Annotated in this window: 24 protein-coding genes and 1 riboswitch; of the genes, 13 read left to right on the forward strand and 11 right to left on the reverse strand. The window is 46.9% G+C overall.

Features of this window, described 5'->3' with window-relative positions:
• The first annotated feature begins 266 nt into the window (after nt 1-266).
• From crcB to thiH, 7 genes are all read left to right on the forward strand, one after another.
• Nucleotides 267-650 (forward strand): fluoride efflux transporter CrcB, encoded by a 384-nt coding sequence (crcB, locus tag RXX31_RS23120; protein WP_264903651.1) that lies wholly within the window; start codon nt 267-269, stop codon nt 648-650.
• Nucleotides 651-710: 60 nt separating this feature from the next.
• Nucleotides 711-809: riboswitch (TPP riboswitch) on the forward strand.
• Nucleotides 810-967: 158 nt separating this feature from the next.
• Nucleotides 968-2,908 carry a phosphomethylpyrimidine synthase ThiC gene (gene thiC / locus RXX31_RS23125; RefSeq protein ID WP_317591994.1) on the forward strand — a complete coding sequence of 647 codons (1,941 nt, stop codon included), beginning with the start codon at nt 968-970 and terminating at the stop codon, nt 2,906-2,908.
• Nucleotides 2,908-4,218: a thiamine phosphate synthase gene (locus RXX31_RS23130; RefSeq protein ID WP_317591995.1), complete on the forward strand. Its 1,311-nt coding sequence runs from the start codon at nt 2,908-2,910 to the stop codon at nt 4,216-4,218. Before thiC ends, RXX31_RS23130 begins: the two co-directional genes overlap by 1 nt.
• Nucleotides 4,211-4,987 carry a thiazole biosynthesis adenylyltransferase ThiF gene (gene thiF / locus RXX31_RS23135; RefSeq protein WP_317591996.1) on the forward strand — a complete coding sequence of 259 codons (777 nt, stop codon included), beginning with the start codon at nt 4,211-4,213 and terminating at the stop codon, nt 4,985-4,987. The genes RXX31_RS23130 and thiF overlap by 8 nt, the downstream gene beginning before the upstream one ends.
• A gap of 19 nt (nt 4,988-5,006) precedes the next feature.
• Complete coding sequence (thiS, locus tag RXX31_RS23140; protein ID WP_317591997.1) at nt 5,007-5,270, forward strand: sulfur carrier protein ThiS; 264 nt, start codon at nt 5,007-5,009, stop codon at nt 5,268-5,270.
• 5 nt (nt 5,271-5,275) lie between these two features.
• The gene (locus tag RXX31_RS23145; RefSeq protein ID WP_317591998.1) at nt 5,276-6,043 is read left to right on the forward strand and encodes a thiazole synthase; all 768 of its coding nucleotides are present in this window, start codon (nt 5,276-5,278) and stop codon (nt 6,041-6,043) included.
• 15 nt (nt 6,044-6,058) lie between these two features.
• Entirely contained in the window at nt 6,059-7,186 is a 1,128-nt protein-coding gene (gene thiH, locus RXX31_RS23150; RefSeq protein WP_317591999.1) for a 2-iminoacetate synthase ThiH, read from the forward strand.
• A 211-nt stretch (nt 7,187-7,397) separates the two neighbouring features.
• Here thiH and RXX31_RS23155 read toward each other — a convergent pair whose 3' ends face one another.
• Both RXX31_RS23155 and RXX31_RS23160 read right to left on the reverse strand, forming a co-directional pair.
• A complete protein-coding gene (locus RXX31_RS23155; protein WP_317592000.1) occupies nt 7,398-9,188 on the reverse strand; it encodes an aminopeptidase P family protein in 1,791 nt (596 codons plus the stop codon).
• A 190-nt stretch (nt 9,189-9,378) separates the two neighbouring features.
• A complete protein-coding gene (locus tag RXX31_RS23160) occupies nt 9,379-10,320 on the reverse strand; it encodes a LysR family transcriptional regulator (RefSeq protein WP_317592001.1) in 942 nt (313 codons plus the stop codon).
• Between the two features lie 120 nt (nt 10,321-10,440).
• Between RXX31_RS23160 and RXX31_RS23165 the strand changes: the two genes are divergently transcribed.
• Entirely contained in the window at nt 10,441-11,622 is a 1,182-nt protein-coding gene (locus RXX31_RS23165) for a multidrug effflux MFS transporter (protein ID WP_317592002.1), read from the forward strand.
• A 91-nt stretch (nt 11,623-11,713) separates the two neighbouring features.
• Nucleotides 11,714-11,998, forward strand: a complete 285-nt coding sequence (locus RXX31_RS23170) for a hypothetical protein (protein ID WP_317592003.1) — start codon at nt 11,714-11,716, stop codon at nt 11,996-11,998.
• Nucleotides 11,999-12,026: 28 nt separating this feature from the next.
• Here RXX31_RS23170 and RXX31_RS23175 read toward each other — a convergent pair whose 3' ends face one another.
• From RXX31_RS23175 to RXX31_RS23190, 4 genes are all read right to left on the reverse strand, one after another.
• Complete coding sequence (locus RXX31_RS23175) at nt 12,027-12,482, reverse strand: DoxX family protein (RefSeq protein ID WP_317592004.1); 456 nt, start codon at nt 12,480-12,482, stop codon at nt 12,027-12,029.
• Between the two features lie 10 nt (nt 12,483-12,492).
• Nucleotides 12,493-13,251, reverse strand: a complete 759-nt coding sequence (locus RXX31_RS23180; RefSeq protein ID WP_317592005.1) for a DNA-binding domain-containing protein — start codon at nt 13,249-13,251, stop codon at nt 12,493-12,495.
• On the reverse strand, nt 13,248-14,120 hold the full coding sequence (locus RXX31_RS23185; protein ID WP_317592006.1) for a DUF692 domain-containing protein: 873 nt from the start codon (nt 14,118-14,120) through the stop codon (nt 13,248-13,250). The genes RXX31_RS23180 and RXX31_RS23185 overlap by 4 nt, the downstream gene beginning before the upstream one ends.
• Before the next feature lie 88 nt (nt 14,121-14,208).
• A complete protein-coding gene (locus RXX31_RS23190; protein ID WP_317592007.1) occupies nt 14,209-14,469 on the reverse strand; it encodes a DUF2282 domain-containing protein in 261 nt (86 codons plus the stop codon).
• Between the two features lie 280 nt (nt 14,470-14,749).
• Here RXX31_RS23190 and uvrD point away from each other — a divergent pair, with 280 nt between their 5' ends.
• A complete protein-coding gene (gene uvrD / locus RXX31_RS23195; protein WP_317592008.1) occupies nt 14,750-16,924 on the forward strand; it encodes a DNA helicase II in 2,175 nt (724 codons plus the stop codon).
• Between the two features lie 682 nt (nt 16,925-17,606).
• Here the strand turns inward: uvrD and ggt are convergent.
• The 4 genes from ggt to rarD all read right to left on the reverse strand — a co-directional run bounded on the left by ggt (nt 17,607) and on the right by rarD (nt 22,026).
• Nucleotides 17,607-19,373, reverse strand: a complete 1,767-nt coding sequence (ggt, locus tag RXX31_RS23200) for a gamma-glutamyltransferase (RefSeq protein ID WP_317592009.1) — start codon at nt 19,371-19,373, stop codon at nt 17,607-17,609.
• 112 nt (nt 19,374-19,485) lie between these two features.
• Nucleotides 19,486-20,145, reverse strand: a complete 660-nt coding sequence (locus tag RXX31_RS23205; protein WP_317592010.1) for a LysE family translocator — start codon at nt 20,143-20,145, stop codon at nt 19,486-19,488.
• 94 nt (nt 20,146-20,239) lie between these two features.
• Nucleotides 20,240-21,037 carry an AraC family transcriptional regulator gene (locus RXX31_RS23210; protein ID WP_317592011.1) on the reverse strand — a complete coding sequence of 266 codons (798 nt, stop codon included), beginning with the start codon at nt 21,035-21,037 and terminating at the stop codon, nt 20,240-20,242.
• A gap of 74 nt (nt 21,038-21,111) precedes the next feature.
• Nucleotides 21,112-22,026: an EamA family transporter RarD gene (gene rarD / locus RXX31_RS23215; protein WP_317592012.1), complete on the reverse strand. Its 915-nt coding sequence runs from the start codon at nt 22,024-22,026 to the stop codon at nt 21,112-21,114.
• Nucleotides 22,027-22,199: 173 nt separating this feature from the next.
• Between rarD and recQ the strand changes: the two genes are divergently transcribed.
• The 3 genes from recQ (at nt 22,200) to RXX31_RS23230 (ending at nt 25,262) form a co-directional block, all read left to right on the forward strand.
• Complete coding sequence (gene recQ / locus RXX31_RS23220; protein ID WP_317592013.1) at nt 22,200-24,035, forward strand: ATP-dependent DNA helicase RecQ; 1,836 nt, start codon at nt 22,200-22,202, stop codon at nt 24,033-24,035.
• Nucleotides 24,036-24,044: 9 nt separating this feature from the next.
• On the forward strand, nt 24,045-24,350 hold the full coding sequence (locus tag RXX31_RS23225) for a DUF3630 family protein (protein WP_317592014.1): 306 nt from the start codon (nt 24,045-24,047) through the stop codon (nt 24,348-24,350).
• 243 nt (nt 24,351-24,593) lie between these two features.
• Nucleotides 24,594-25,262: a 7-cyano-7-deazaguanine/7-aminomethyl-7-deazaguanine transporter gene (locus RXX31_RS23230; protein WP_317592015.1), complete on the forward strand. Its 669-nt coding sequence runs from the start codon at nt 24,594-24,596 to the stop codon at nt 25,260-25,262.
• 194 nt (nt 25,263-25,456) lie between these two features.
• Here the strand turns inward: RXX31_RS23230 and gppA are convergent, their stop codons facing one another.
• Nucleotides 25,457-26,950 carry a guanosine-5'-triphosphate,3'-diphosphate diphosphatase gene (gppA, locus tag RXX31_RS23235; RefSeq protein ID WP_317592016.1) on the reverse strand — a complete coding sequence of 498 codons (1,494 nt, stop codon included), beginning with the start codon at nt 26,948-26,950 and terminating at the stop codon, nt 25,457-25,459.

Raw genomic sequence — 26,950 nt, forward strand, 5'->3', positions numbered from 1 at the left:
GGGGTGTAGCTCCAATTGGCAGAGCAGCGGATTCCAAATCCGCGTGTTGGGAGTTCGAATCTCTCCACCCCTGCCATATTTAAGGCCTCAGTCGAAAGACTGAGGCCTTTTTGCATTTTCATCTCATTAAATACCCAAAAAGTGACTCCTGTAACTTTTAAAATGTTTTATTGTTGATAGGTACTTATTGGTTGAATTCTAAGATTGTATTAACGTTCTTAAGACGATTTTGATTACAATGTCGCCATAAAAATTTTGGGGGGATTATGGGACAACTTTATATTTTAGGTTTTATCGCCGTAGGTGGGGCATTTGGTGCGTGTTCTCGTTACCTTATTTCTGAGCTGTGTGTAACTCTTTTAGGCCGTGGTTTCCCTTATGGTACGTTAACTGTTAACGTCGTCGGTTCTTTTATTATGGGATTATTGATTGCTGCTTTTGAGAACGAGATGTTGGCAACCGATCCTTGGCGACAAATCGTTGGTTTAGGCTTCTTGGGGGCTCTGACCACGTTTTCTACATTCTCGATGGATAATGTTCTACTTATGCAGCAAGGTGCGTTTTTCAAAATGGGTTTGAACATCCTCTTGAATGTGACGCTGAGTATTTCTGCTGCGTGGATTGGCTTCCAATTAATGATGCGTAACTAGAAAAATCTATAAAATCTAATTTGTTCGGCTTGGTTTCACCAAGCCATTTTAATATACTGATTTCACTTGTCGGAGTGCCATAAGGCTGAGACCGTTAATTCGGGATCCGTTGAACCTGATCTGGTTAGTACCAGCGAAGGGAACAGGAGAAGATACTTACACCAGATCTAATCTGGCTAACCTATCAAACCGTCGAATGTTGTTGTAGATCGTTAGGCCTCTATCCGTTCTTAATTCGACCCCTCTTGTCGCATCTATCCGCCAAGCATTTTTATCCCAATACTTTTTATTTAAAATAACAAGCAAGGAAAAATGCTATGTCGAATCGCAAACAAGCGAGACTGGAAGCAAAACAGTTTATTGAAACTCTCTCGGTACAGCCGTACCCAAATTCAAACAAAGTCTATGTAGAAGGTTCACGCCCAGATATCCGTGTCCCGATGCGTGAGATCTCTTTAGCTGACAGCCTTATTGGTGGTACCAAAGAGGCTCCTGTTTTCGAGCCAAACGAATCAGTACGTGTTTATGACACCTCTGGTGTATACACTGACCCCGATTACTCTATCGACCTCTACAGTGGCTTACCGAAGCTTAGAGAGGGTTGGATTGAAGAACGAAATGACACAGAAGTTCTTCAAGATGTCAGTTCTGTATACGCAAAAGAGCGTTTAGAAGATGAAACGTTGGACGAGCTGCGTTATGGCAACCTTCCTCATATTCGACGCGCTAAAGATGGACAATGTGTCACTCAGCTTCACTATGCACGTAAAGGCATTATCACTCCAGAAATGGAATATATCGCACTGCGTGAGAACATGGGACGCGCTCAGTATCGTGATGAGGTGTTAACCCAACAACATCCTGGTCAGAGTTTTGGTGCTAATTTGCCAAAAGACATTACTGCTGAGTTTGTGCGTAAAGAAGTGGCAGAAGGCCGTGCCATCATTCCATCAAATATCAACCACCCAGAATCTGAACCAATGATTATCGGTCGTAACTTCTTAGTGAAAGTGAACGCGAACATTGGCAACTCGTCGGTGACCTCTTCTATTGAAGAAGAAGTTGAAAAACTGGTATGGGCTACGCGTTGGGGCGGGGATACTGTAATGGACCTTTCTACCGGACGTAATATCCACGAAACACGTGAATGGATTTTGCGTAATAGCCCGGTGCCGATTGGTACGGTACCCATGTATCAGGCGCTAGAAAAAGTGAATGGTATTGCAGAAAACCTAAACTGGGAAGTGATGCGTGATACCTTAATAGAGCAAGCAGAGCAGGGGGTTGACTACTTTACTATCCATGCGGGTTTGCTACTGCGCTATGTTCCAATGACGGCTAAGCGTGTTACCGGCATTGTTTCTCGTGGTGGTTCAATCATCGCTAAGTGGTGTCTGGCTCATCATCAAGAGAGCTTCTTATACACTCACTTCCGTGAAATCTGTGAAATCTGTGCTAAGTATGATGTGGCACTTTCTTTGGGGGATGGTTTACGTCCTGGCTCTGTTGCAGATGCTAATGACGAAGCACAGTTTGCTGAATTACGTACCCTCGGTGAACTGACTAAAATCGCTTGGGAATATGATGTTCAGGTGATTATCGAAGGCCCTGGTCATATACCAATGCACATGATCAAAGAGAACATGGATCAACAACTGGAGCATTGTCACGAAGCGCCTTTCTACACGCTTGGCCCGCTAACGACAGATATTGCACCGGGCTATGACCACATCACTTCAGGCATTGGTGCGGCGATGATTGGCTGGTATGGCTGTGCAATGCTGTGTTATGTCACACCTAAAGAGCATTTGGGGCTACCAAACAAGGAAGACGTAAAAACCGGCATGATCACCTACAAGCTGGCTGCACATGCCGCTGACTTAGCAAAAGGGCATCCTGGTGCACAAGTACGTGATAATGCACTGTCTAAAGCACGTTTTGAATTCCGTTGGGAAGACCAATTCAACCTTTCATTAGACCCTGATACCGCGCGTGCTTTCCACGACGAAACACTGCCACAAGAATCTGGTAAAGTGGCTCACTTCTGTTCGATGTGCGGTCCTAAATTCTGTTCGATGAAGATTTCTCAGGAAGTCAGAGAGTACGCAAAAGACACAGATCAAGTTGCCGCAGATCAGGCAATTTCTATCAAGATGTTGGATGACCCGCTGGAAGGTATGCGTAAAAAGTCAGAAGAATTTCGTTCGACAGGTTCAGAGCTTTATCACCCAGCGGTACATGCCGAGGTGGATGAGTAATGACTAAAATCCTTATTCCGTCGTCATTGATTGAGCTAACAGGTTTTGTTCAGCAATGTTTATTATTGGCGAAAGAGCAGGGCTTTAGTATTGAAGAAGTTGAGTTGGGCGTTAGCCCAACTCATCTGATTCAACTTGTTCTCGAGCAAAATGACATGGTGAGTATCAGCACTGACCTTGTTGGGGAGTTCGCCGGAGAGTTGGCTAGTAATTTTACGCTTTACTACCAATCGAAGCTCTTATTACAGGAGGTTAGCCAGCAAAGTTCTTCCGCTATTTTTATTGGTATTAAGGATAATCCATCTGCTCCAAATACCGCTGTGTTTGATGTCTGGCATCATCCTATTAATGACGAAGTAAGAGCGCTATCGGCGAATGCATTGGCATCAAATAACTTCCAATCAGAGCAACATTTAGCGTGGGTAGTGACGTTACTAGCGCTGGAATTTCCAATTGAAGACGCTTTGACATTAGCTCGTGCAATGACCAATGTTTCACGTGAAACACTCTTTAATGGTGAAACATGTGCTCTACATGAGTGGGCATCTGACTTTGCTGATTTTCCAACCCCAGTTCTAGAAGACTCTCGCTTGGGCATTCAAGTCGGCTGGGCGTCGAAAAGCGAACCGGTTAGCTTTCCTTGCCTTAGTAAAAACAGCTTAGGGCTTTATCCCGTTGTCGATGATGTCAGTTGGATAGAACGGCTCCTTCCGCTAGGTATTAATACCATCCAACTCCGCATCAAAGATCCTGACCAGTCCGATCTCGAACAACAGATTATTCACGCTATTGAACTGGGCCGTCGATATGATGCGCAGGTCTTCATTAATGATTACTGGCAGCTTGCGATCCAGCACGGTGCATTTGGTGTTCACCTGGGTCAGGAAGATATCGAACAATCTAACTTGATTCAGTTGAGTGACGCTGGGATTCATTTAGGACTATCAACACATGGTTATTATGAACTACTGCGTATCGTGCAAATCAATCCAAGCTACATCGCACTCGGCCATATATTTCAGACAACGACTAAGCAAATGCCATCCAAACCACAAGGTTTGGTTCGCTTAGCCTTGTATCAAAAGCTGATAGACAGCATTCCTTATGGAGAGCAAGTCGGTTACCCAACCGTAGCAATTGGCGGTATTGATCAATCAAATGCAGAGCTGGTTTGGCGATGCGGTGTATCCAGCTTAGCGGTCGTTAGGGCGATTACTTTATCTGAGTCTCCGAAATCGGTGATTGAGTTTTTCGATCAGTTGATGGCCAACTCGCTGTCACCCCAGTTTGTGGAGAGCGAAAGTGCTTAGTGATCAAGAATTCATTCGCTATCAACGCCAAATATCGCTACCTGAAGTTGGCGAATCAGGACAAGCCAAACTTGGCAAATCACATGTTTTGATCATTGGTTGTGGCGGACTAGGCAGTGCTGCAAGTTTGTATTTAGCTGCAGCAGGGGTAGGTAAGTTGGTTGTCGTTGATGATGACCATGTCGATAGCAGTAATTTACAAAGACAGGTTATTTATCGGGAACGCGATATCAACCTGATGAAAACAGAGGCCACTGCACAACAATTAAATGGGCTTAATTCTCAGGTCCAAGTCCGCACTTTAGCAAAGCGTCTGGATAAATCTCAGTTGCAGTTGGAAGTGATGCTTGCCGATGTTGTGCTTGATTGTAGTGACAACATGCCAACCAGGCAGCTGATCAATCAAGTCTGTTTTGAACAAAATACGCCGTTGATATCTGCGGCTGCCATTGGCTGGCAGGGGCAGTTCGCTGTATTTGATTACTCAGATGAAAAACACAGTTCGGGGTGTTACCGATGTTTGTATCCATTTGACGAATTAAAACAGGGGATGAAGTGCAGTGAAAATGGTGTCGTTGGTCCGGTGGTTGGAACGCTAGGAAACTACCAAGCTTTAGCGGCAATTCAAAAACTGGCGACAGATAAGTTTCATGTAGCTTGCAGTCAGTTGCACCTATTTGATGGAGCTCGTATGAGCTGGCAAACCATGATCATCAATAAGGACCGGGATTGTCAGGTTTGTAGCAGAACGGACGAACCACAGCACTGAGTTAGGAGACAAGCTAGTTATGACATCATCAAAACATGATTCAGTCACAGAACTGGACGCTTCATGTGGAAAAGGAAAATTGGTCGCCATCGCTATTAATGACCAACCACAACAGGTCGAGTCCAACGCTAATCTGCAGCAAATTATCACACAGTTTTCTCTACCGGAGGTCGGCTGTGTTTTTGCGATAAATAATCAAGTTGTGCCGCGCAGCGAGTGGGCAAGCACGATACTTTCTGAGGGAGATAGCATCTCTCTGTTTCAAGCCATCGCAGGGGGATAAAGTCGATGCTGAAAATTGGTGATAAAGAATTTCAATCTCGCTTGTTCACAGGAACAGGCAAATTTTCCAATAGCCGTTTAATGGCCGAAGCCATTCAGGTTTCTGGCTCCCAGCTAGCAACGATGGCACTTAAACGCGTTGACGTAAATGATCAGCAGGATGACATTTTGCAGCCTCTTATTCATGCTGGCGTAAATCTGTTACCGAACACTTCTGGTGCGAAAAATGCCAAGGATGCGGTTTTTGCAGCTCAGCTTGCGCGTGAAGCTTTGGGTACGAACTGGGTCAAACTTGAGATTCATCCTGATCCGAAATACTTGATGCCAGACCCGATTGAAACCTTAGCGGCTGCAGAGCAACTGGTTCGAGAAGGCTTTATCGTTTTACCATACTGCCATGCCGATCCGGTTTTGTGTAAGCGATTAGAAGAGGTGGGTTGTGCAGCCGTTATGCCTTTGGGGGCGCCTATCGGTTCGAACAAGGGCATCGCTTCACATGACTTTCTTGAAATTATTATCGATCAAGCCAATGTGCCCGTTGTCGTTGATGCAGGTATCGGTGCTCCTTCGCATGCCGCGCGAGCAATGGAAATGGGGGCGGATGCGGTATTGGTCAACACGGCAATTGCCGCAGCAAGCGATCCAATTGCAATGGCGAAAGCGTTCAGGATGGCAGTAGAGGCAGGTCGTATGGCGTATGAAGCCGGTCTTGCAGGGCAGGTTTCTCACGCCGTTGCCTCAAGTCCGCTGACCGCTTTTCTTGATGAACTGTAAAAGAGAGGTCTCAAAATGAGTTTTTACGACCGCTTTAAGCAGCTCAATTGGGATGATATTTCCATGTCGATATATGCCAAAACGGCGAAGGACGTGGAGAGGGCGTTAGGAAAACCCAAACGGGATTTGGAAGATTTCAAAGCCCTTATTTCTCCTGCTGCAGAACCTTACTTAGAGCAGATGGCGAAGCTTTCTTATTCATCAACTCGCAAGCGCTTTGGTAATACCATGTCGCTTTATATTCCGTTGTACCTATCTAATCTTTGTGCCAATGCCTGTACTTATTGTGGCTTCTCAATGGAAAACCGCATTAAGCGCAGGACGCTGAATAAAGAAGAAGTCGCCGCGGAAATCGAAGCCATCAAGCGCATGAAGTTCGACAGTGTTCTGTTGGTGACGGGAGAACATGAAACCAAAGTCGGGATGAATTACTTTCGCGAAATGGTGCCGATGATAAAGCAGCGCTTTAACTATTTGGCAATGGAAGTACAACCGTTGGATCAGGAAGAATATGCCGAACTAAAATCACTGGGGTTAGATGCAGTAATGGTTTATCAGGAAACCTATCATCCATCGACTTATGCTGAGCATCACCTACGTGGTAATAAAATGGACTTTCGTTACCGACTTGAGACACCTGATCGGTTAGCCAGGGCGGGAATCGATAAGATTGGTATCGGTGCTCTGATTGGTTTGGATGAGTGGCGAACCGACTGTTTTTTCGCTGCAGCGCATTTGGACTATCTTGAGCGTACCTATTGGCAATCGCGTTACTCGATTTCGTTCCCGCGTCTGCGTCCTTGTGCCAGCAATGGGGCAGAAACAAGCTTGCAGCCAAAATCGGTGATGACGGATAAGCAATTGGTGCAATTAATTTGTGCCTACCGATTGTTAAACCCGGAAGTGGAGTTGTCACTCTCGACTCGAGAATCACCACAGTTCCGTGACAATGTTTTGCCTCTTGGGATTACCAGTATGTCTGCGGCATCCAAAACTCAGCCAGGCGGCTACGCGACAGAAGAAGTCGAACTTGAGCAGTTTGAAATCAGCGATGAAAGAAGTGCTTCTTCAGTAGAAGATATGATAAGAGCAAAAGGTTTCGATCCGGTGTGGCGAGATTGGCATTCTGTTTATTCTGGTTAATTCAGATGTTGGTAAAAGGAGAGTGTTTCACGTGAAACATCGATACTTAAAAACCGATATTTGGAAAACTCGATATTTAGAAACATAGTGACGCAATCGCTGGTAGCAAGGCGAGATTTTTGAATGTCACTCAAGGCGATTGAAAAACAAAAAGGCTCTCCATGTGGAAAGCCTTTTTTATTTTATATTCAAGAACTATTAAAGGTAATGTTTACGCGTGTGCTAACGGCAAGGTTGCTTCGCGTAGCCACTCTTTAACGTCACCCTCAACGAGAGGACTGATTTGGTCCCAGACTTTTTGGTGGTAATCATTCAGCCATGCAAGTTCTGGACGAGTTAGCATATCGACATTGATGTTACGTTTGTCGATAGGGCAACGGGTCAAAGACTCAAATGACAGTACTGGGAAGTCTCCTTTGGTTGGTGTTTCTACGACTAGCTCCAGGTTTTCGATACGGATACCGAATGCATCAGCACGGTAATAACCTGGCTCATTTGATAGCACCATACCTTCGGTTAGCGGTACGTCGATTTGTCTTTTAGAGATGCTCGCTGGCCCTTCATGCACATTTAGGAAGTGACCGACACCGTGGCCAGTGCCGTGATCGTAATCATAACCTTCGGCCCAAAGATGCTGGCGTGCCAACGTATCGATTTGGTAACCACGAGTGCCTTTTGGGAAGCGAGCGCGCGCCAAACCGATATGACCTTTTAGCGCCAGAGTAAACTGCTTAATCATTTCTGCTGATGGCTGACCAATGGCAATCGTGCGTGTGATGTCAGTGGTGCCATCCAGATACTGACCGCCCGAGTCAACCAGATAAAGCGTGTTCAGTTCTAGCTTGCCTGGCTCCGGCTGGTTCTCGTGGTTGTAGTGACACATCGCTGCATTGCCGCCGGCAGCAGAGATCGTATCGAAGCTAAGATCCATCAATGTTGGGTCTTCCTGGCGGAATGCTTCTAGTCGATCCGAAAGGGTTGCTTCATCATGGAGGTTACCTGCGTTTACTTCCGCATCTAACCAACATAGGAACTTACACATCGCAACGCCATCGCGCACATGACACGCTTTCATCCCTGCAATTTCCACTGGGTTCTTCGCGGCTTTCGGCATTAAACATGGATCAGCTGACGCGATAACCACTGCGCCGGAATTCTGCAGAACCAGTTTAAACCAGGCATTACTGATCGCTGGATCAACTAAAACCTTTTTGCCTTTCATTGCTTCAAGGCGAGATTGAAGCGCTTCTGGATGATGCACTGTCACGCCGGTACCTACGTGTGCTTCAAATTCAGCAGGTAGTCGGGCAGGGTCAAGGAAGTATTCAACGCTGGAATCGGCATGAAGAATGGCATGCGACAGTAGCACGGGCAGACGAGATACATCCAGGCCGCGAATGTTGAGTAGCCAACAGATAGAATCAAGCGCGGTAATGACAGCGCTGTCAGCACCGGATTTTGTTACCAGCTGAGCAATCTCCTGACGTTTGCTTTCGCTTGACTGGCCGACCGCTTCTGTTGACATCAGACGAACATCGGAAACCAATGGCGTTGGACGATCATGCCATAATTCATCAATCGGGTTACTGCTTAGGATGGTCAGCTTAAGTTTTCCCGCTAGCTTGGACTGAGCCATATCTAACCAGGCAGAACTGTGCATACGTGGGTCTATCGCTACTGAAGCACCCACTGGTAGATTTTCTTTGACCCACTCGAGTGCGGGTTCTTCAATCAGGTGACGGTATTCAAATAGATCGGCTGGAACTTGTTTGGTGACCTGAACGGTGTAGCGACCATCAACGAACATCGCTGCTTTATCTTTGGTGATCACGGCGGCACCGGCTGAACCCGTAAATCCGGTTAGCCAATGTAGGCGTTCGTTATGAGCAGGAACGTATTCGCCCAAGTACTCGTCTTCATGTGGGACCAGTAGGGCATCAATATTGTGTTGAGTCAGCCATTCGCGAACAGCGTTCACGCGGCTTTGTGTATCGTTATGCATCTGTTTTATTCCTTCAAATTACCGCTCCTTCATGCTCAGTTTCGGAGCTGTTTCCTTCTGCTTCATGCAGTGGTGGACTTAAACGTTGTCGTGTTAAGTCTGGGTATAACAGGCCATCTTTGAGCCAAAAAGAAGTATCGCTAGTTAAGCTACTCATTTTAGGCGTTAAGCGCAAATTGAGACCGAATTTTTATCTAAGGTGATCGGTTTTTTGCGTGATCATCGTGCGTAACCAATTCAGTGCCGGGTCGTTTTCTCTGTCTCTGTGCCAGAATAAAGTGTATGCCATTGGTGGAAATTCGAGTGGTAATGGCACGACTACGAGGTCGAGTTGTTTCGCTGCGAGCTGTACAAAGTGACTTGGCGCAGTAAAAATAAAGTCGGTATATGAACATAAACTTGCGGCACTATTGAAGTCCGGAACCGTAACCGCGATATCGCGTTCAGCACCAACGTCGGCAAGACGATAATCCAGCAGCCAGCGATCGTTCCCGTCACATCGCACCTGAACATGACGTAATGCTAAGTAAGCCTCAAGATTCCACTTTTGGCTGAGTGCCGGGTGGTTCTTACGGATAATGCACATTTGATGGTCACGATAAATTTCCTGTTCGCAAATATCATCCGGTGGTAGCAGGGTCAGTTTGGCATCGTTTATGTCGATATCTTTCCCTGTTAAGCCTAAATCTAACTCCCCACGCTGTAGCATCTTAAAGGTATTATCCGACCATGGATGCGTACTGATGGTTACGCCCGGAGCCTGTTGAAAAATGGCAGGTAAAAAATGCGGAAGAATCAGAGGGTAGACGCTTTCTACTGCAGCAATCTGAAAACGGTACTCACTGCTTTGCGGAGAAAACTCTTCGGGTTGAGTCAGAACTTCGAGCTGATTGATCAACAGATCGAGTTTCGGTTTTAAGAACAGGGAGCGGGGCGTTGGCGTCAATCCATGCGAATTTCGTGTGAACAGAGGATCGTCAAATTGAACGCGTAGTTTGGCTAATGATTTACTTACCGCAGACTGGCTCAGGCAGAGTCGATGGGCCGCTCGAGTGACATTTAACTCTTCCATCAGAACCTTGAAACAAACCAGCAAATTAAGGTCGATACGCGCCAATTTCTCTATATTCATTGTGATTTTCCATTAAGGAATAATGGTCATGAGTATACATCATTTCCATTCATATCAATGGATGTTTAAGCTTTCCGAAAAAGTTCTTGTTCAATTTGGAGTGTATTGGTGTCTAGCCACATGTCTAACAGTAAAATGCAAATGGTGTTATTGACCCTGTTGGTTCTTTTCAGCCCTCTTGCGATAGATATTTATCTTCCTGCGTTACCTCTTATCGCTTCCACGTTTCAGGTAGATAATGCGTTAGCACAAGACACGATCACTTGGTTTTTGTTTGCTATGGGTGTTGGTCAGCTTTTTGCCGGCCCGTTAGCAGATAAACTCGGACGTCGAACTGTTGCATTGGGTGGCATCGCCATTTACGCATTGAGCGCTTTATTGGCGTGGAGTGCTCAGAATATTGAGTGGATGTTGATGTCACGATTGCTACAAGGCTTAGGCGCATGTGCGACATCGGTGGCAGCCTTTGCAACAGTTCGCGATATCTTTGGCCCAGAAAAAAGCGGTAAGATGATTAGCTACCTCAATGGTGCGATCTGCTTTATTCCGGCATTGGCGCCAATATTGGGTAGTTGGTTAACGCAGCAATTTGACTGGCGTGCAAACTTCAGTTTTATGGCTGGCTTCGCGGTGGTGTCGGGGACGTTGATGTTTCTGATGATGAAGGAAACTAACCCAGTGACAGAGAAACAAGCGGTCTTCAAACTCAGTCGTTACTGGGCAGTGCTGAGTACGCCGTCGTTTATCTTCCACGCATCACTGTGTTTGATGGCGATGGCGGTTATCCTGGCGTATGTTACCAACGCACCTTCTGTATTAATGACCGGCATGGGCTTATCGATGAATGAGTTTACCTTCTGGTTTGGAGTTAATGCGGTGATAAATATCGCTGCGTGTATGTTGGCACCTAAGTTTATGGAGCGATTTGGTACGCACAATACCCTTGTTGTTGGCATTTCGACATTAGGTCTTGCAGGTGTCGTCATGATGGCACTGAACGGCCAAAACACCGCTTTTTCTTTTATGCTGCCAATCTTTATGTCTTCAGTGGGCTTCGCACTTATTCTTGGTGGAGCTGCGGGTAAGGCGCTGGAACCGTTCGGTGATAAAGCGGGGACGGCCGCTGCGTTACTTGGCTTGTTCCAAATGAGTGGCTCTGGTTTATTGGTTGGTACGCTTCAGCGTTTATCACTAGACCCACAAACACTGATTGCACTTCAAATGTGGATTATGCTTCCTGCACTTATCATATTGTTTACCAAAGCAGGTAAGAATTGGCATTCAAGCTTTGCGAAAGCGTAATTGTGTGTAAATTAGTATTTTCCAATATGCGGAACGAGTGTATATTTGTCATTCACACTTTTTCAGACACCATAATGGAATTCAAAAAGTAATGTCGTTAACCACGTATGAAATGGCTCGTATTTTAGAGCAAATGGAAGAATCACCAGAAAAGGTGATGTTTGGTAAGTTGCTTAATGAGCTGGGCAATCAAAGCTCCGAGCGCATTCGTAGTGCGGCAAAACAAGTACCACTGCCAATCTTGCGTGATATTGTGTACCAATTTCAACAAGTGATTGAATCACGTAAAGGTGAGCAAGTTGAGCTACTGGCGAAAGACATCGCTCAACAGGGCATCTCTGCGGATGAGTTGATCGCTTACCTGAACAAGCAATAAGGCAATCCCCACTGTTGTGGGGATTTCTTTATTTAACCAGCTTGCTTTTCAGAAATTGGTCGCATGAATAAGGGCCAGGGCCCCATACGAGCACAACCAGTAACATGAGTCCCCATAGCTGGTGATCATGAAAACCGTTCTCCCAAAGCAGCGGGTAGGATAGGACGGCGATGATGTTAAAAACAAACAGCAGCAAGGCCATCGGTCGCGTAAACGCGCCCAATGCGATAAAGATTGGCACAATCAGCTCTGTTGCTGTTCCCAGGTAAGCCGCTAATTCCCAAGGCAACAACGGTACCTGATACTCAAACTCAAATAGATATAGCGTGCTTTGCCAAGAGGCTATTTTTACCAGACCTGAGTTAAAGAACACCCATGCGACCCAAAAGCGACAAGTGAGCAACAGTAACGGGGTGATACGGCTCTGAAAGGTGCTGGTGTATTCATCGTAATGAGTGATTAAGCGTTTAATCGTTTCTACCATGACTTCCCCCCTAACGTTGTTGCAACGTAAAACCTTCAATTAAATCCAGCAGCATAAGCGTATTGAGATAGGGAAGCAGCGGTTGAGCTATGTCTCCGAGACTTAACTTCTTCTCTAAACAATCCAGTAATTGGTAGGCTTCCATCTCTAGCGCATGGCACAATACGTCACCACTCCTCTTCAGTGAGATAGCACCGCATTGCGATAGATTGATATCGAGTGCTTCGAAGTGCTGGCTCTGAATTGCGGCAAAGAGATCAAACACCGCATAACGGGACTCAAAACTGCGGACTCCGTTGTGCAGATGGAAAATCAGCAAAGGCTGCTGATCTGTGTTGACCTCAGCCAGTCTGTTTAATGGGGTTAATTCTGCTGTCGGTAATCGCTCACGTTGAGCTTGGCGGGCGAGATCCATCGCCCACTCAAACCGAGCGACCTCCATGCTATAAGGCACTTGAGATGTGACATTCTCAAATAACCTTATGGTGTCATAAAAGCCTTCACCGTAATAAGCGACCTGTCCTTCCTCCAATGGGTGAGTCAGAACATGTTGTCGGGCAATTTGAGCAAAGCATTCTTTGCCGAGTAATGCTTCAAGCATAGGGTAGGTTGTCGACAGTACCTCACTCAGACTGATAATAAAGTTGTTGCGATAAATCTGTATTCGTTCGTCTGCACTGAAGAGATCACCAGTGATACCGCACTCTTCACCTGACGCCTGATAGTACAGAGCTTTGGCAAACTGGCTCTGTAAGGTAGCAAGGTTCATGATGCTTTCCTCTCGCCATGTTCAACCGAGGTGGTATTGAATGCTGAAAGTACCAGCGAGGCTTTGTCTGCTTCAGCTAATAACACTTCAGGTGCAGGTATATCTAAATCCCACTCAATTAAAGTATGTCTAGGACCATGCTGCTGAGTCCATTGGTGATACAGTTGCCATACCTCATCACTGACCGGGCGACTGTGGGTATCAATCCAAATCTCACCTTTTTCCAATTTCTTGATGGTAAACCCGGCGAGGTGAATTTCATCGACCTTGTCAGCTGGAATCGCGTTTAGGTATGCGTCGCAATCAAAGCCGTGGTTGAACGCAGAAACGTACACATTGTTTAAATCGAGCAGTAAACGGCAATCCGTGAGTTTTTGTACCTCAGTCAGAAATTCCCACTCACTGATGGTCGAATGGTGAAACTTCACATAACTCGAAGGGTTCTCGATTAAGATTTCACGCTGCAGATAGTCCTGTACTTCCGCTACATTGCGCGAGAATACACTTAACGCTTCTTCGGTATATGGCAGGGGTAGAAGATCATTAAAGTAGTGGCCGCCATTCTCACTCCAGCTTAGATGGTCAGAAACAAACAGCGGGTTAATGACATCGATAAGCGCTTTGAGCTGGGCCAAATGTTTGCGACTGACTCGGTTTACCGAGCCAAGGGATAAACCAATACCATGACAACTGATTTGATAAATCTCACGTAGGGACTGAAGCTGAACACGCTCGGCTGAGTTCGGCTGAAAGTAGTTCTCACTGTGAATCTCCAGCCAGGATAAATCAGGGTGATGCTGGCTGATGTATTCCATGTGAGGCATTCGCAACCCGATACCAACGAGATCATGAAAAGTTTGATGTTTCACGTGAAACTCCTTTTCCAAACAAGACGAGGCAAAAAGAGAAGGGTGTGGGTTGAGCATTCACACACCCTGGTCATTGCCGTAGGGCAACTTAAGAAGAGCTAGTGCTACCGCCAGCCAATTTGTCACACAAACCTTTTGGTACCACAACGAAGGCGTCTTTCTGGCTGTCTTGCTTGGCGGTACCAGCACAAGAGCTGTTTTTGGTTGCACAGTCATTTTTGCCCGCTTTCGCTACGCCATAGCATTTCTCCTGTTCGGCTGCGACGGCAGAAGTTGCAGTCAGCATAGTGCCTCCTAGAGCGATAAGACCCGTAACCGCAGCAGCAACAGCAAGATTCGCATTTTTCATAATAATTTCCTCTGAGTAATTTCCTTTACTTCCAGTGAACAAGAAGACAAGACACTATGTTGGTCAGTATTTGTTCGCTTGCTTAACTTATGAGATAGGAAGGAGAGACAAAAACTTTCAGTGAAATTGGTGGTTAGCCTCTCTTTTAGCTGCTCTTTTCTTATAACTGACTGAAGGGGTGAGTAAAAAAACAACGAATTTTTTATCGAGTTATGTCTAAACAGCGCCCAGTTGTTTAGGTTATAATCGGTTTTTATGTATAAATAACCAGTAGCTCATCATGATGGATCCATCTCTATTACTCGACGGTTTGAACGATAAACAGCGTGAAGCCGTTGCAGCACCTCTAGAAAACTTACTCGTCCTTGCTGGTGCAGGGAGTGGTAAGACCCGCGTTCTTGTTCACCGAATCGCTTGGTTGATGTCTGTAGAACAAGCTTCTCCATTTTCAATCATGTCAGTAACCTTTACTAACAAAGCTGCAGCAGAGATGCGTGGCCGCATTGAAGAATTGATGATGGGCAGTGCGTCAGGCATGTGGAATGGTACGTTCCACGGTATCTGTCATCGTATCCTGCGAGCGCACTATCTTGATGCCAAGTTACCGGAAGATTTTCAGATCATCGACAGTGACGACCAGCAGCGTCTGATTAAGCGCTTGATCAAAGCACAAAACCTGGATGAAAAGCAGTGGCCTGCACGTCAGGTGGGTTGGTGGATCAACGGCAAGAAAGACGAGGGTTTACGTCCGGCTCATATCGATGCTTACCATGATCCCGTGACCAAAACGTATCTGCAGTTGTATACCGCTTATCAGGAAGCGTGTGATCGTGCTGGACTGGTCGATTTTGCAGAAATCTTGCTTCGCGCTCATGAGCTACTGCGCGATAACAAGTTTGTCCGCGAACATTACCAGGCGCGCTTTAAACACATTCTGGTCGACGAGTTTCAGGATACCAACAACATCCAGTACGCATGGTTAAGAATGATGGCGGGACCGGATTGCCATGTGATGATAGTGGGCGATGATGACCAGTCAATTTATGGCTGGCGTGGTGCGAAAGTAGAGAACATTGAGAAGTTTACGCTTGAGTTCCCAAGTGTCAGCACTATTCGTCTTGAACAAAATTACCGTTCAACGAAGACAATTCTGGAAGCGTCGAATGCTCTGATTACTAATAATACCGAGCGTATGGGTAAAGAGCTTTGGACAGATGGTGTCGTTGGCGAGCCAATCTCGATCTACAGTGCTTACAACGAGCTGGACGAAGCCCGTTTTGCCGTCACTAAAATCAAAGAGTGGCAAGATAAGGGCGGTGTCCTCAATGATGCCGCAATGCTTTACCGGAATAACGCCCAATCTCGTGTACTGGAAGAAGCGTTAATTCAAGCCGGGCTTCCATACCGTATTTATGGTGGTATGCGATTCTTCGAGCGTCAGGAAATCAGGGATGCATTGAGCTACCTGCGTTTGATGGCTAACCGCAATGATGATGCTGCATTTGAGCGTGTCGTGAACACACCGACGCGTGGATTAGGAGATAAGACTCTTGAGACGATTCGCCGTGCGGCCCGCGATCGTGGCTGCACCATGTGGGAAGCCAGTGTTGCGATGCTGGATGAGAAAGTGTTATCTGGTCGAGCAGCAGGTGCATTGAGTCGTTTTATCGAACTTATCACTGCGTTGGAAGATGATACGCTGGAGATGCCTCTGCACGAGCAAACTGACCATGTGATCAAATACTCTGGGTTGTTTGCCATGTATGAGCAAGAAAAAGGCGAAAAATCCAAAGCACGTATTGAGAACTTGGAAGAATTGGTGACAGCGACCCGTCAGTTTGAAAAACCGGAAGAAGCGGAAGAGATGTCTCTGCTGACGGCATTCCTGACTCATGCTGCGCTTGAAGCTGGCGAAGGGCAGGCGGATGAATTCGAAGATGCGGTGCAATTGATGACTTTGCACAGTGCAAAAGGTCTGGAGTTCCCATTAGTCTTCATGGTGGGTGTGGAAGAAGGCATGTTCCCAAGCCAGATGTCCGCCGAAGAAGCGGGGCGTTTAGAAGAAGAGCGTCGCCTGTGCTATGTCGGTATGACACGTGCAATGCAGAAACTCTACATCACTTATGCCGAAATGCGTCGTTTGTATGGTCAGGACAAGTATCACAAGCCATCGCGTTTTATTCGCGAACTGCCTGAAACTTGTCTGGATGAAGTGCGCATGAAAGCGCAAGTTAGTCGCCCGTCGACGAGCGGTCGTTTTAGTCAGACTGCCGTCAAAGAGAATTTTAACGAAACTGGTTTTTCGCTAGGAGCTCGCGTGATGCATCCTAAGTTTGGGGAGGGCACCATCATTAACTTTGAAGGCAGTGGCCCACAAAGCCGTGTGCAAATTGCCTTTAATGGCGAAGGTATTAAGTGGTTAGTGACTGCTTACGCCAAGCTTGAGAAGCTTTAAGGACTCCCAATAAACAGCAAAAGTTAGAGCTGCTTCGGCGGCTCTTGTTGTATCTGGCGCTTTTAAAAAGAAAAACCCCGAGGGGCTTGCGCCCGTCGGGGTTATAGTCTTACTCGCAGCAATCCAGCTACTAAAAGTGCTCCATGCATCTAATCCATGATAGTGTGCTGATTCCTTCAGCTTATTCCTTTCGTCGCCTTCCTAGCGGTGTCCTTGACCTGATCCTGGTCTGCTAACAATCCTCGTTAGCTCTCATCACTTGTTCCCTGAGCGGTGTCCCTGACATCATCCTGATGTTCAATCCTTGCCTCGTCCAGAGGTGTCCATTTCCCGTCCTTAGTAGCAACCATCCTAGTCACTATTGATTCCGTTCAATGTCCAGTTTTGCATTCCATGCCCGACTATTCATCCTGAATAACCGTTTCTTCTTCCTGAAGTCTACCAAATCCTTGGTAATTCCTGTTCCGTGTCAGCATCCTTCCGACAGGTTTAATATTACGGTTTTCACGCCTGACGGCAATGGTGGAAATTCACATTTTTGTTGTTTAAATGCAGTCTAAAATATAAATTTATTTATTATTCAATAGGTTAAATATTTTAAAGGGGGCTTTTACTACTAAAAAAGCGTGTTTTACCTAACCCTTTGTGCGAGATCTCGCACAAAGGGGTGGGGTAAATGCTACTAGTTTCCGATCGCGACACCTTCACGGCGTGGATCGGCAGCACCTTCTAAGCCATCTTCAGTAAGGCGAATGGCATGTAGGCCTGAGTTCAAATCGCGGATTTCTGTGGTAAAGCCGACTTTTTCTAACGCTGGCTGTAAGCGAGTTGCTTCAGTACCTTGCTCGATATCCAACGTGCCAAAGCGGTTTAATAACCTGGGTTGATTGATCGCTTGCTGAATGTCCATATTCCATTGAGTGTGGGCAATAATGGTTTGGGCCACGTAACCAATAATACGGCTGCCTCCCGGAGAACCAATCGCCAGGTAAGGTTTGCCATCTTTGAGCATGATTGTCGGAGCCATAGAGGAACGTGGGCGTTTGCCTGGTTCAAGGCGATTAGCGATAGGGGTACCGTCTTGATGAGTACGGAAAGAAAAGTCAGTTAACTCGTTATTGAGTAAGAATCCACGGACCATTAAGCGTGAGCCAAAAGCATTCTCAATCGTCGTTGTCATGGATACCACATTGCCTTGTTTATCAACAATATTGAAATGACTGGTGGAAGGCAGTTCAATCGACTCATCCATACTGAGATTCATTGCATGAGACCAGGGAGGGTTTCCAGCAGAGGCTTCTGGCAGTGCTTTACCCACTTCTATCAAGCTAGCTCGCTCTTTGAGGTAGTCGGCATCCAATAGTCCCGCGGTTGGCATGGGTACATAGTCTTGGTCAGCCATGTATTTACCGCGATCAGCAAAGGCGAGACGCGAGGCATCCGCAATGACTTGCCATGATTTTTCACTTTCTGCGCCCCAGCCCTTAAGATCGTAATTCGCGCTTATCGCCAGAATTTGTCCCACTGTTAATGCGCCAGAGCTAGGTGGGCCCATACCGCAGACATCATAGTTCTGATAAGCCGCACAGACTGGCTCACGCTGTTTTATTTGGTAGGTATCAAAGTCTGGTTGTGCGAGTACACCCGGATTCCCCGGTGCATTTTGTACTGTTTGGATAATGTCCTTAGCGATGTCACCTTGGTAAAAGGCCAAAGCGCCTTTTTCAGCAATTGCCGTTAAGGTTTGCGCATATTGTGGGTTTTTGAGGACCGTTCCGGCGGTTTTCGGTGAGCCATCTTGATTGAAGAAATAGGCTTTGGTCGCAGGGAAGCGTGATAAACGCTCAGAGTCATTTTCTATCAGACTGGCAAGTCGGGGGCTGATGGTAAAGCCCTGTTCAGCGAGCTTGATGACGGGTTGAATGATCTTTTTCCAGTCCAGTTTGCCGTACTCTTGGTGAGTATCCCACAACAGTTTTACTGTACCCGGTGTCCCGACGGAGCGCCCACCAACCACCGCATCATAGAATTGAAGAGGTTGGCCTTTGTCATCCTGAAACAACAGCGGTGTGGCAGCGAGCGGTGCGGTTTCTCGGCCGTCAAAGGTGGTGAGTTTTTGCTTGTCGTTATCCCAATATACCAAGAATGCGCCGCCGCCTATCCCAGAAGATTGCGGCTCTACTAAGCCAAGCATCAGCTGAACAGCCACCATAGCATCTATCGCATTTCCACCTTGTTCAAGTACGCTGGCACCGGCTTGAGTCGCTATCGGGTTTGCCGCTGTCACCATGTAGTTTTTGGCTTTTACCAGCTGCTTTTGTTCTACGCCCGTGCTTTGCTCTGGGGCTACTGCGTCCGTGGCTTGGTTAGCGAAAACTTGGCTCGTCAGGGTCAAAGGGGAAGTAAGCACAAGCCCCGCAGTGACGAGCCGGTTGAACGTCCATTGCATGATAACTCTCCATGTTGCCTGTTTTTGAATATTCAGCTTGGCAGCCATGGAGAGTATCGTCGAGTGAGTGGTCTTAGAAATGTCGGTTGTGCGACGCTTTTAAATCAGTCAGTTACACGATAAACGTGCGGATGGTTTGTAATAAGATACTTCCGCCGACCAGCGTGAATACCACGCCGCATAAGCCATCGATATAAATTCCTACTTGCTGCAAGCGGCGCTGCAGCCTCTGTGTAGAGAGCATCCAGGCCAAGCTGGAAAACCACAACAGCGAGAGGCCAAACAGAATCACCAAGGCGATGCCTTTACCGCTGACAGACATACCTGCCGGCACCAGGCTCGACATCAAACTGATGAAAAACACCAACGCTTTTGGGTTAAGAATATTGGTCGCAAAACCTTTGGTGAAGGCCTGACACTTATTATTGATGACGAGATTATTCGTTTGGTTCGGTTGATCCGACGCTGGTTGTCTGATCATGGCGATCACGGCTCGCAATGCCCCGATACCCAAATAGAATAAGTAGCTGCCGCCGAGTAGTTGCAGGACAGAGTACAGCATAGGATGTTGATGAACGATGTAACTTACGCCTGTCAGGCTAAACAGTGAATGTAGCAAAATGCCAACTGATAAACCTAACGCAATGTACAGACCAGTTTGACGGCCATGACGCGTGGCGTTTTGCACAACTAAGGCGAAGTCGGGCCCAGGACTCATTAAAGCAATAAAGTGAATGCTGGCCAGCGTTATTAGTATGGTGGATTCGTTCATAAACACATCTCAAAACAGAATGAATAGCGCTTATTGTCGCCGTGGATGACGTGGCGCGCTTGTAAAAAACTGACAGTATTACGCTGAAAGGGCTTCAGGGGGTGACTTGCGATGGGGACACGCCATAAGTCTGCTTAAACGCTTTACTGAAATGCGCCTGATCGTAAAAACCTATTTGATGCGCGACGTCTGTTCCGCAGTATCCTGCCTGAAGTAACTTCATACCTTGCTCAAGTCGAAGCCGTGCAAACCAGGCGTAAGGCGTCATTCCCGTTTGTGCTTTAAAGTGGCGATGAAACTGGGTCGGACTCAGCTGGCAGAGTTGAGAGAGTGAATCGAGACGAACAGACTGATCGAGGTTGGCCATCAGGTAATCTTTCAGGGTATTGAGCGACTGTTTTCCTAGCGGCACGACCTTTTTTCGAGCCAGTGATCCATAGCGATCAAAAAGCTGGTTAAACCCTTCAAATGGCAAACAATCTTTAGCCAATTGGCTGAGGTTTTTATGTCTAAGGTGACTGTGTAAGTGACTAAGTTGTGAAAATATCTGTGGATCGGAGATGATCAACTCATTAAAGCTGATTATTTGACCGTTTTGGCTAAGATCGGCCAGATCGCTGAGCAAGTGTGGTTCGATCGAAAACACATTCACTTGGTAGCCCTCAGCGAGCTTGGATTGGCCATCATGCAGCTCATCTGGCGGCATAATAACGATCTGCCCGTGGCCGACTTGGTGGTGACTTCCCTGGTAATGGAACTTTTGCTCGCCATGCGTGATCAGACCAAGGTGAAAATCCAGATGGTAGTGCTTTTGAAAAGCAAATTTCTGGTATTTCGCCTCAATCAGACTCAGTTGTTGATGGTCGGTCGCGTAGTATTGAATCTGTTCCATTACCTATAAAGAAAGCTTGGTCATTATGTGACCAAGCTTATCTATCTATGACGGCATTGTCTTGTAAAAAACGATCACTGTGGTTGGATTGCCCGGCGTGCTTGGCGGTTGTTACGCAATCCATCAAAGCTAAAGATGACGAGTGCGCCCCAGATAAAAGCAAAGGTGATCGCTTTATCCATAGTAAAGACCTCACCGTACATCAGCACCGCGAGTAAGAACATCAGACTCGGTCCGATATACTGGAAGAAACCTAATGTAGACAGTTTCAGGCGTGTAGCTGCACCCGTAAAACAGAGCAGGGGTAATGTTGTGATCACGCCTGCGGCAATAAGCAATCCATTCAGGTGCATTGTGTTGTCAAGCATATTTGAGGTCGCCGAGTCTGCAATGAACAGCAGATAGACTGCCGCTGCTGGCAGCAGAATGAGAGTTTCGACAAACAGACCGGTCTGCGCGTCAACCGCGACTTTCTTACGCAGCAGGCCATAGAATCCAAAACTCATGGCAAGTGCCATGGCGACCACAGGTACAGAACCAAACACAAACAGCTGCACTAAGACACCACAAACGGCAAGTGTGACAGCAAACCATTGCAATTTACGCAGCCTTTCACCGAGGAAAAGCATTCCGAGAAGCACATTGATTAGCGGATTAATGTAATACCCCAGGCTCGCATCAAGCATATGATTGGCGTTGACCGCCCAAATAAAGATCAGCCAGTTGCCACCGATGAGTACCGAGCTTGCGAGCAGGTAAGTGGCTTTACTTTTGTTTTTTGCTATTTCGTAAACTGAGCGCCAGGCTCGACTAAAATGGAGCAACGCCGCGAGCAAAAAGAATGACCAAATGACTCGATGACTTAAGATCTCTAAAGGAGAGACCTGCATAATGGATTTGAAATACATTGGAGCGATGCCCCACATTGTGTAAGCCCCAACTGCAAGCAGGACACCTTGCCGGGCACGTTGTTGTTCTTCTAGTGTCATGACGTGTCACCTAATTGTATTTAAAGAGCAGAGCCGCAGTATACGAGCCGTGTTGGTAAACACCTAGCAATTTGCGGTTTTATTCGCCATGAAACCCCATTACAATGTTGCCTCATTTTGTGTGCTGGTGGCATACAGAAGCATTCCTATGTTTACCCAATCTGAGACTATTCATGACCTCGACCTTGTTAGCCGAACCTTCAGACTCTGCTGTTACGCCTCAACGTGTGTTGGAGGATGTCTTCGGTTATCAAAAATTCCGCGATGGTCAGCAACAAGTGATCGATGCGGCGATTGATGGACAAGATAGCTTAGTCATCATGCCGACTGGCGGTGGTAAATCTCTCTGTTATCAAATTCCGGCACTGGTACGAAGAGGGATTACTCTGGTCATATCTCCGCTGATTTCACTGATGAAAGATCAGGTGGACCAGCTAAAAGCCAATGGTGTTGCTGCTGAATGTGTTAACTCGACCATGAGTCGAGAAGAGCTGTTGAGTGTGTATAACCGTATGCACAATGGGCAGCTAAAGCTGATTTATGTCTCGCCAGAGCGTGTTTTGATGCGCGATTTTATCGAACGCCTGGAGAGCCTGCCTCTGAGCATGATTGCGGTTGATGAGGCACATTGTATCTCGCAGTGGGGTCATGATTTTCGTCCTGAGTACGCGTCACTGGGCCAGCTTAAGCAACATTTCTCTCATGTCCCTTTTATGGCGTTAACCGCGACGGCTGATGATGCCACGCGTCGAGATATTTTAGAACGTTTGCGTCTCAACCAGCCTCAGGTTTATCTCGGCAGCTTTGACCGACCAAACATTCGCTATAACCTAGTGGAAAAACACAAGCCGGTTTCTCAGATCATTCGCTATTTAGAAACCCAGAAAGGGAACTGCGGCATTATCTATTGTGGTAGCCGTAAGAAAGTGGAAATGGTGACGGAGAAGCTGTGCAACAATCATATTCGAGCGGCAGGTTACCATGCGGGCATGGATACCGATGAACGCGCTTATGTTCAGGAAGCATTTCAGCGAGATGATATCCAGATCGTAGTGGCGACAGTCGCCTTTGGTATGGGTATCAATAAACCCAATGTGCGCTTTGTGGTGCATTTTGATATTCCGCGTAATATCGAGTCTTACTATCAGGAAACCGGTCGTGCTGGACGAGACGGCTTACCCGCAGAAGCGATGATGCTTTACGATCCGGCCGATATCAGTTGGCTTCGCCGCATGCTGGATGAAAAAGACGAAGGTCCGCAGAAACAGGTAGAAAGCCATAAGCTGAATGCGATGAGCGCGTTTGCCGAAGCGCAGACTTGTCGCCGTCAGGTTCTGCTCAACTATTTTGGTGAATATCGCGACAAGCCATGTGGTAACTGCGATATTTGTCTCGATCCGCCCAAACATTTCGACGCAACCGAAGAGGCGCGTAAGGCGTTATCTTGTGTGTACCGCGTGAATCAGAGCTTTGGTATGGGCTATGTGGTCGAAGTGTTGCGCGGTATGCAAAATATCCGTGTGCGTGAAAATGGCCACGATAAAATTTCAACCTACGGGTTAGGGCGCGACCACAGCCATGATTATTGGGTGAGTATTTTCCGCCAGTTGATTCACAAAGGCTTGTTGTTCCAGAACATCACCCGTAACTCAACCTTGCAGCTTACAGAAGAAGCACGCCCATTACTGCGCGGAGATATCGCACTCGAATTAGCAGTGCCACGTCTGGATACCACGGCACGTGCTGCTAAGTCCGATAAATTAACCAGCAAAAACTACGACAAGAAGCTGTTTGCCAAACTGCGCAAGCTGCGTAAGTCGATTGCTGACGAAGATGGCTTACCACCATATGTGGTGTTCAGCGATGCTACATTGATTGATATGGCGGAGATGCTGCCAACCTCTTACGGCGAAATGCTTGCAGTCAGCGGGGTGGGCCAACGTAAACTTGAGAAATACGCCGACCCATTCTTAGATCTCATTCAAGAACACATTACCCAACACGGTTAAGGACATTACATGCACAAGGAATTTGGCCTCGCTGAATACATTGCCGAAGAAGGTCGCCTGCTTATTACCGCACCACGCTTTGATTTAGATACATTTCCAGTGTTGGGTGAGCGATTGGTAGGGCTGTTATCGGCTACCGTGGTAGAAAAGCAGTGGGATGCAGATATTCATTCCTGGTTGATTGACTTTGAAGGTTGTCGACTATTTATGAAGGCAGAACACTACAGCGAGGCGATATGGTTTGAAGCGCTAGCCGTTGAAGAGAGCAGGGAAGAGCTCGATTATCTTGCCGGATTATTTCAACGCGGATTCTGATGCGAGGATTATAATCTTGTTAAGGGTGTTTCATGTGAAACCCCCTTTTTTATGCACAAACGTTTGCGTAAAAACCACTACTTGCTAGCGGGATTGGTTAATGTATAATCGCCCACCGCTTTGCTCTTTATGGGCAAAATCAGTTTAATTTTTATTTTACATTGTTGGTAAGAGTCGTTTTTTTGTATTGAAAACGCTCGATTTGGGTTCCCTCGCCCCCAAACCAAACTAAAAAGGTATCGCATGAGTAACTTTACCCCTGCGCAGCAGCGCAACGCCCTTATCTATCTGGTTTTATTCCATCTGATCATTATTGCATCCAGCAATTACCTGGTTCAGCTACCCTTTACGATTTTTGGTCTCCATACCACATGGGGCGCATTTACCTTTCCATTTATCTTTTTGGCAACGGATTTGACCGTACGTATTTTTGGGGCAGCCTTGGCTCGTAAAATCATTTTCTTAGTCATGCTACCTGCGCTGGCCGTGTCTTACTTTCTATCAGTGGTGTTCTTTGAAGGTCAGTTCCAGGGCTTTGGACATCTAGGAGAGTTTAACCTGTTTGTGGCGCGTATCGCGGTGGCGAGTTTTATGGCGTACTTGCTAGGTCAAATTCTGGATGTGCATGTCTTCAATCGCCTACGCCAGATGAAACAGTGGTGGGTGGCACCAACGTGTTCCACGCTGTTTGGTAATGCGCTGGATACCATCGCGTTCTTTGCTATCGCATTTTACCAAAGTCCAGATCCATTTATGGCCGAGCACTGGACTGAAATTGCGCTGGTGGACTACGGCTTTAAGCTGGTGATCAGTCTTGGCTTGTTCGTCCCTATGTACGGTGTCTTACTGAATTACCTGATCAAAAAGCTGACCGCAGTGAACCCGGACTTCAAAGTGACAACTGTCTCTTAGTCTGCGAGTTTTCCGTGAATGCGAATGAAAGCCGCTTGTTTTTAACAGCGGCTTTTTTGTGCCTTGAGGCGAGATGTACAGCATAGGGAGTATTTGGATCATGGGTGTCCAAAAGCTATTTGAGCTGTACAGAAGCATCATTAAGTCAATAAAAAAGGCTCCAATGGAGCCTTTTGTCTATCGCTAGCTACTTGTTATAACGCAGAAATCGTTAATGGCCAGCCAATATCAGTCTGGCGGTTCGATTCAATTTCCAACTCCGCTGCTGTGAGCGGGTTTTGCTCTAACCATGTTGCGTCGATACCTAACGTCAGGTTATCACCTTCTGCCGAAAGTGTTACTTGAGGCTCTAATTTAGGATTACGACGATGGGTAAGCAATACCGCAAGTCGCAATAAACGTAATACACGTTTTGCGCTATTACCAGATAGGGCATGTTGCTCAGGTAAAGACGTGAGCTGCTCACGGTAACGACGGGCTATCTCACCGATAAAGAATTTTTGCGCGCGTGTGAATCCCGGGAGATCTAAGTTCTGAAGCAAGTAGGCACTGTGCTCACCACCTTTCTTAAAGTCGATGGTCAAGCCAATTTCATGTAACTTGGCTGCGGTTTCCAGTAGAACTTCACCCTGAGGCTCTTCAATCCACTTGTCACCACCGACTTGTTGCAATAGCTTGCTGGCAAGGTTTGCTACTTGTTCACCGTACTCGCAATCCAGCTGATAACGACTTTGAACACTGCAGATAGTGCGTGAGCGAATGTCGTTCTGGCGTAATTCTTCGACCATTTCGTACACCAGACCTTCACGCAGTGCGCCGCCAGCCAGTGTCATCGCATCGATCTCGAGTAACTCAAACACAGCGATCAAAATAGACAGACCACTAGGGAAGACCAGTGCACGTTCAAGCGTTAAGCCTTCGATGTCGAGCTCTTCTAAGTGATCGGCCAGCATGGCTTGCTTTTGCAGGCGTTTGAGTTTGGAGTGAGTAATTACTTCGTCCATTCCCTGCGCCAGCATTATCTCTTGCAGTGCCTGAACCGTACCAGATGCCCCAACACAAACATCCCAACCCAAGTCGATATACTGCTCTAAAATCGGCTTGATGGTCTGTTTTGCGCCTTCAATAGCGGCATCAAAGTTTCGAGCCGTCAGCTGACGGTCTTTAAAGAAGTTCTCCAACCAGGTCACACAGCCCATTTTTAAGCTGGTGAGTGCTTTAGCTTCGAACCCTTCCCCGATGATAAGCTCAGTGCTCGCCCCGCCAATATCGACCACAAGGCGGCGACCACTGCCTCCAGAAGTGTGAGCGACGCCTTTATAGATAGTCGCGGCTTCCTCTTCACCGGAGATAACTTCGATCGGATGACCGAGAATGTCACGTGCCTTCTCGAGAAACTCATCCACATTCGTCGCAGTACGTAATGTCGCAGTACCGACGATACGAATGTTCTGTTTAGGAATATCTTGCAAGCGTTCCGCAAATAGACTTAAGCAGTCCCATCCTCGCTGCATAGCTTCCATACTAAGAGAATTATGTTCATCTAAGCCCGCCGCTAGACGAACTTTGCGCTTAATTTTAGCCATTGTTTGAACGCTGCCATCGATGTGACGCACAACGAGCATGTGAAAACTGTTCGACCCGAGGTCGATGGCGGCGTATAGCGGTGATGATCCTGCTTGACTCAT

This window comes from Vibrio sp. EA2 (assembly GCF_033042495.1).
GTDB lineage: Bacteria > Pseudomonadota > Gammaproteobacteria > Enterobacterales > Vibrionaceae > Vibrio.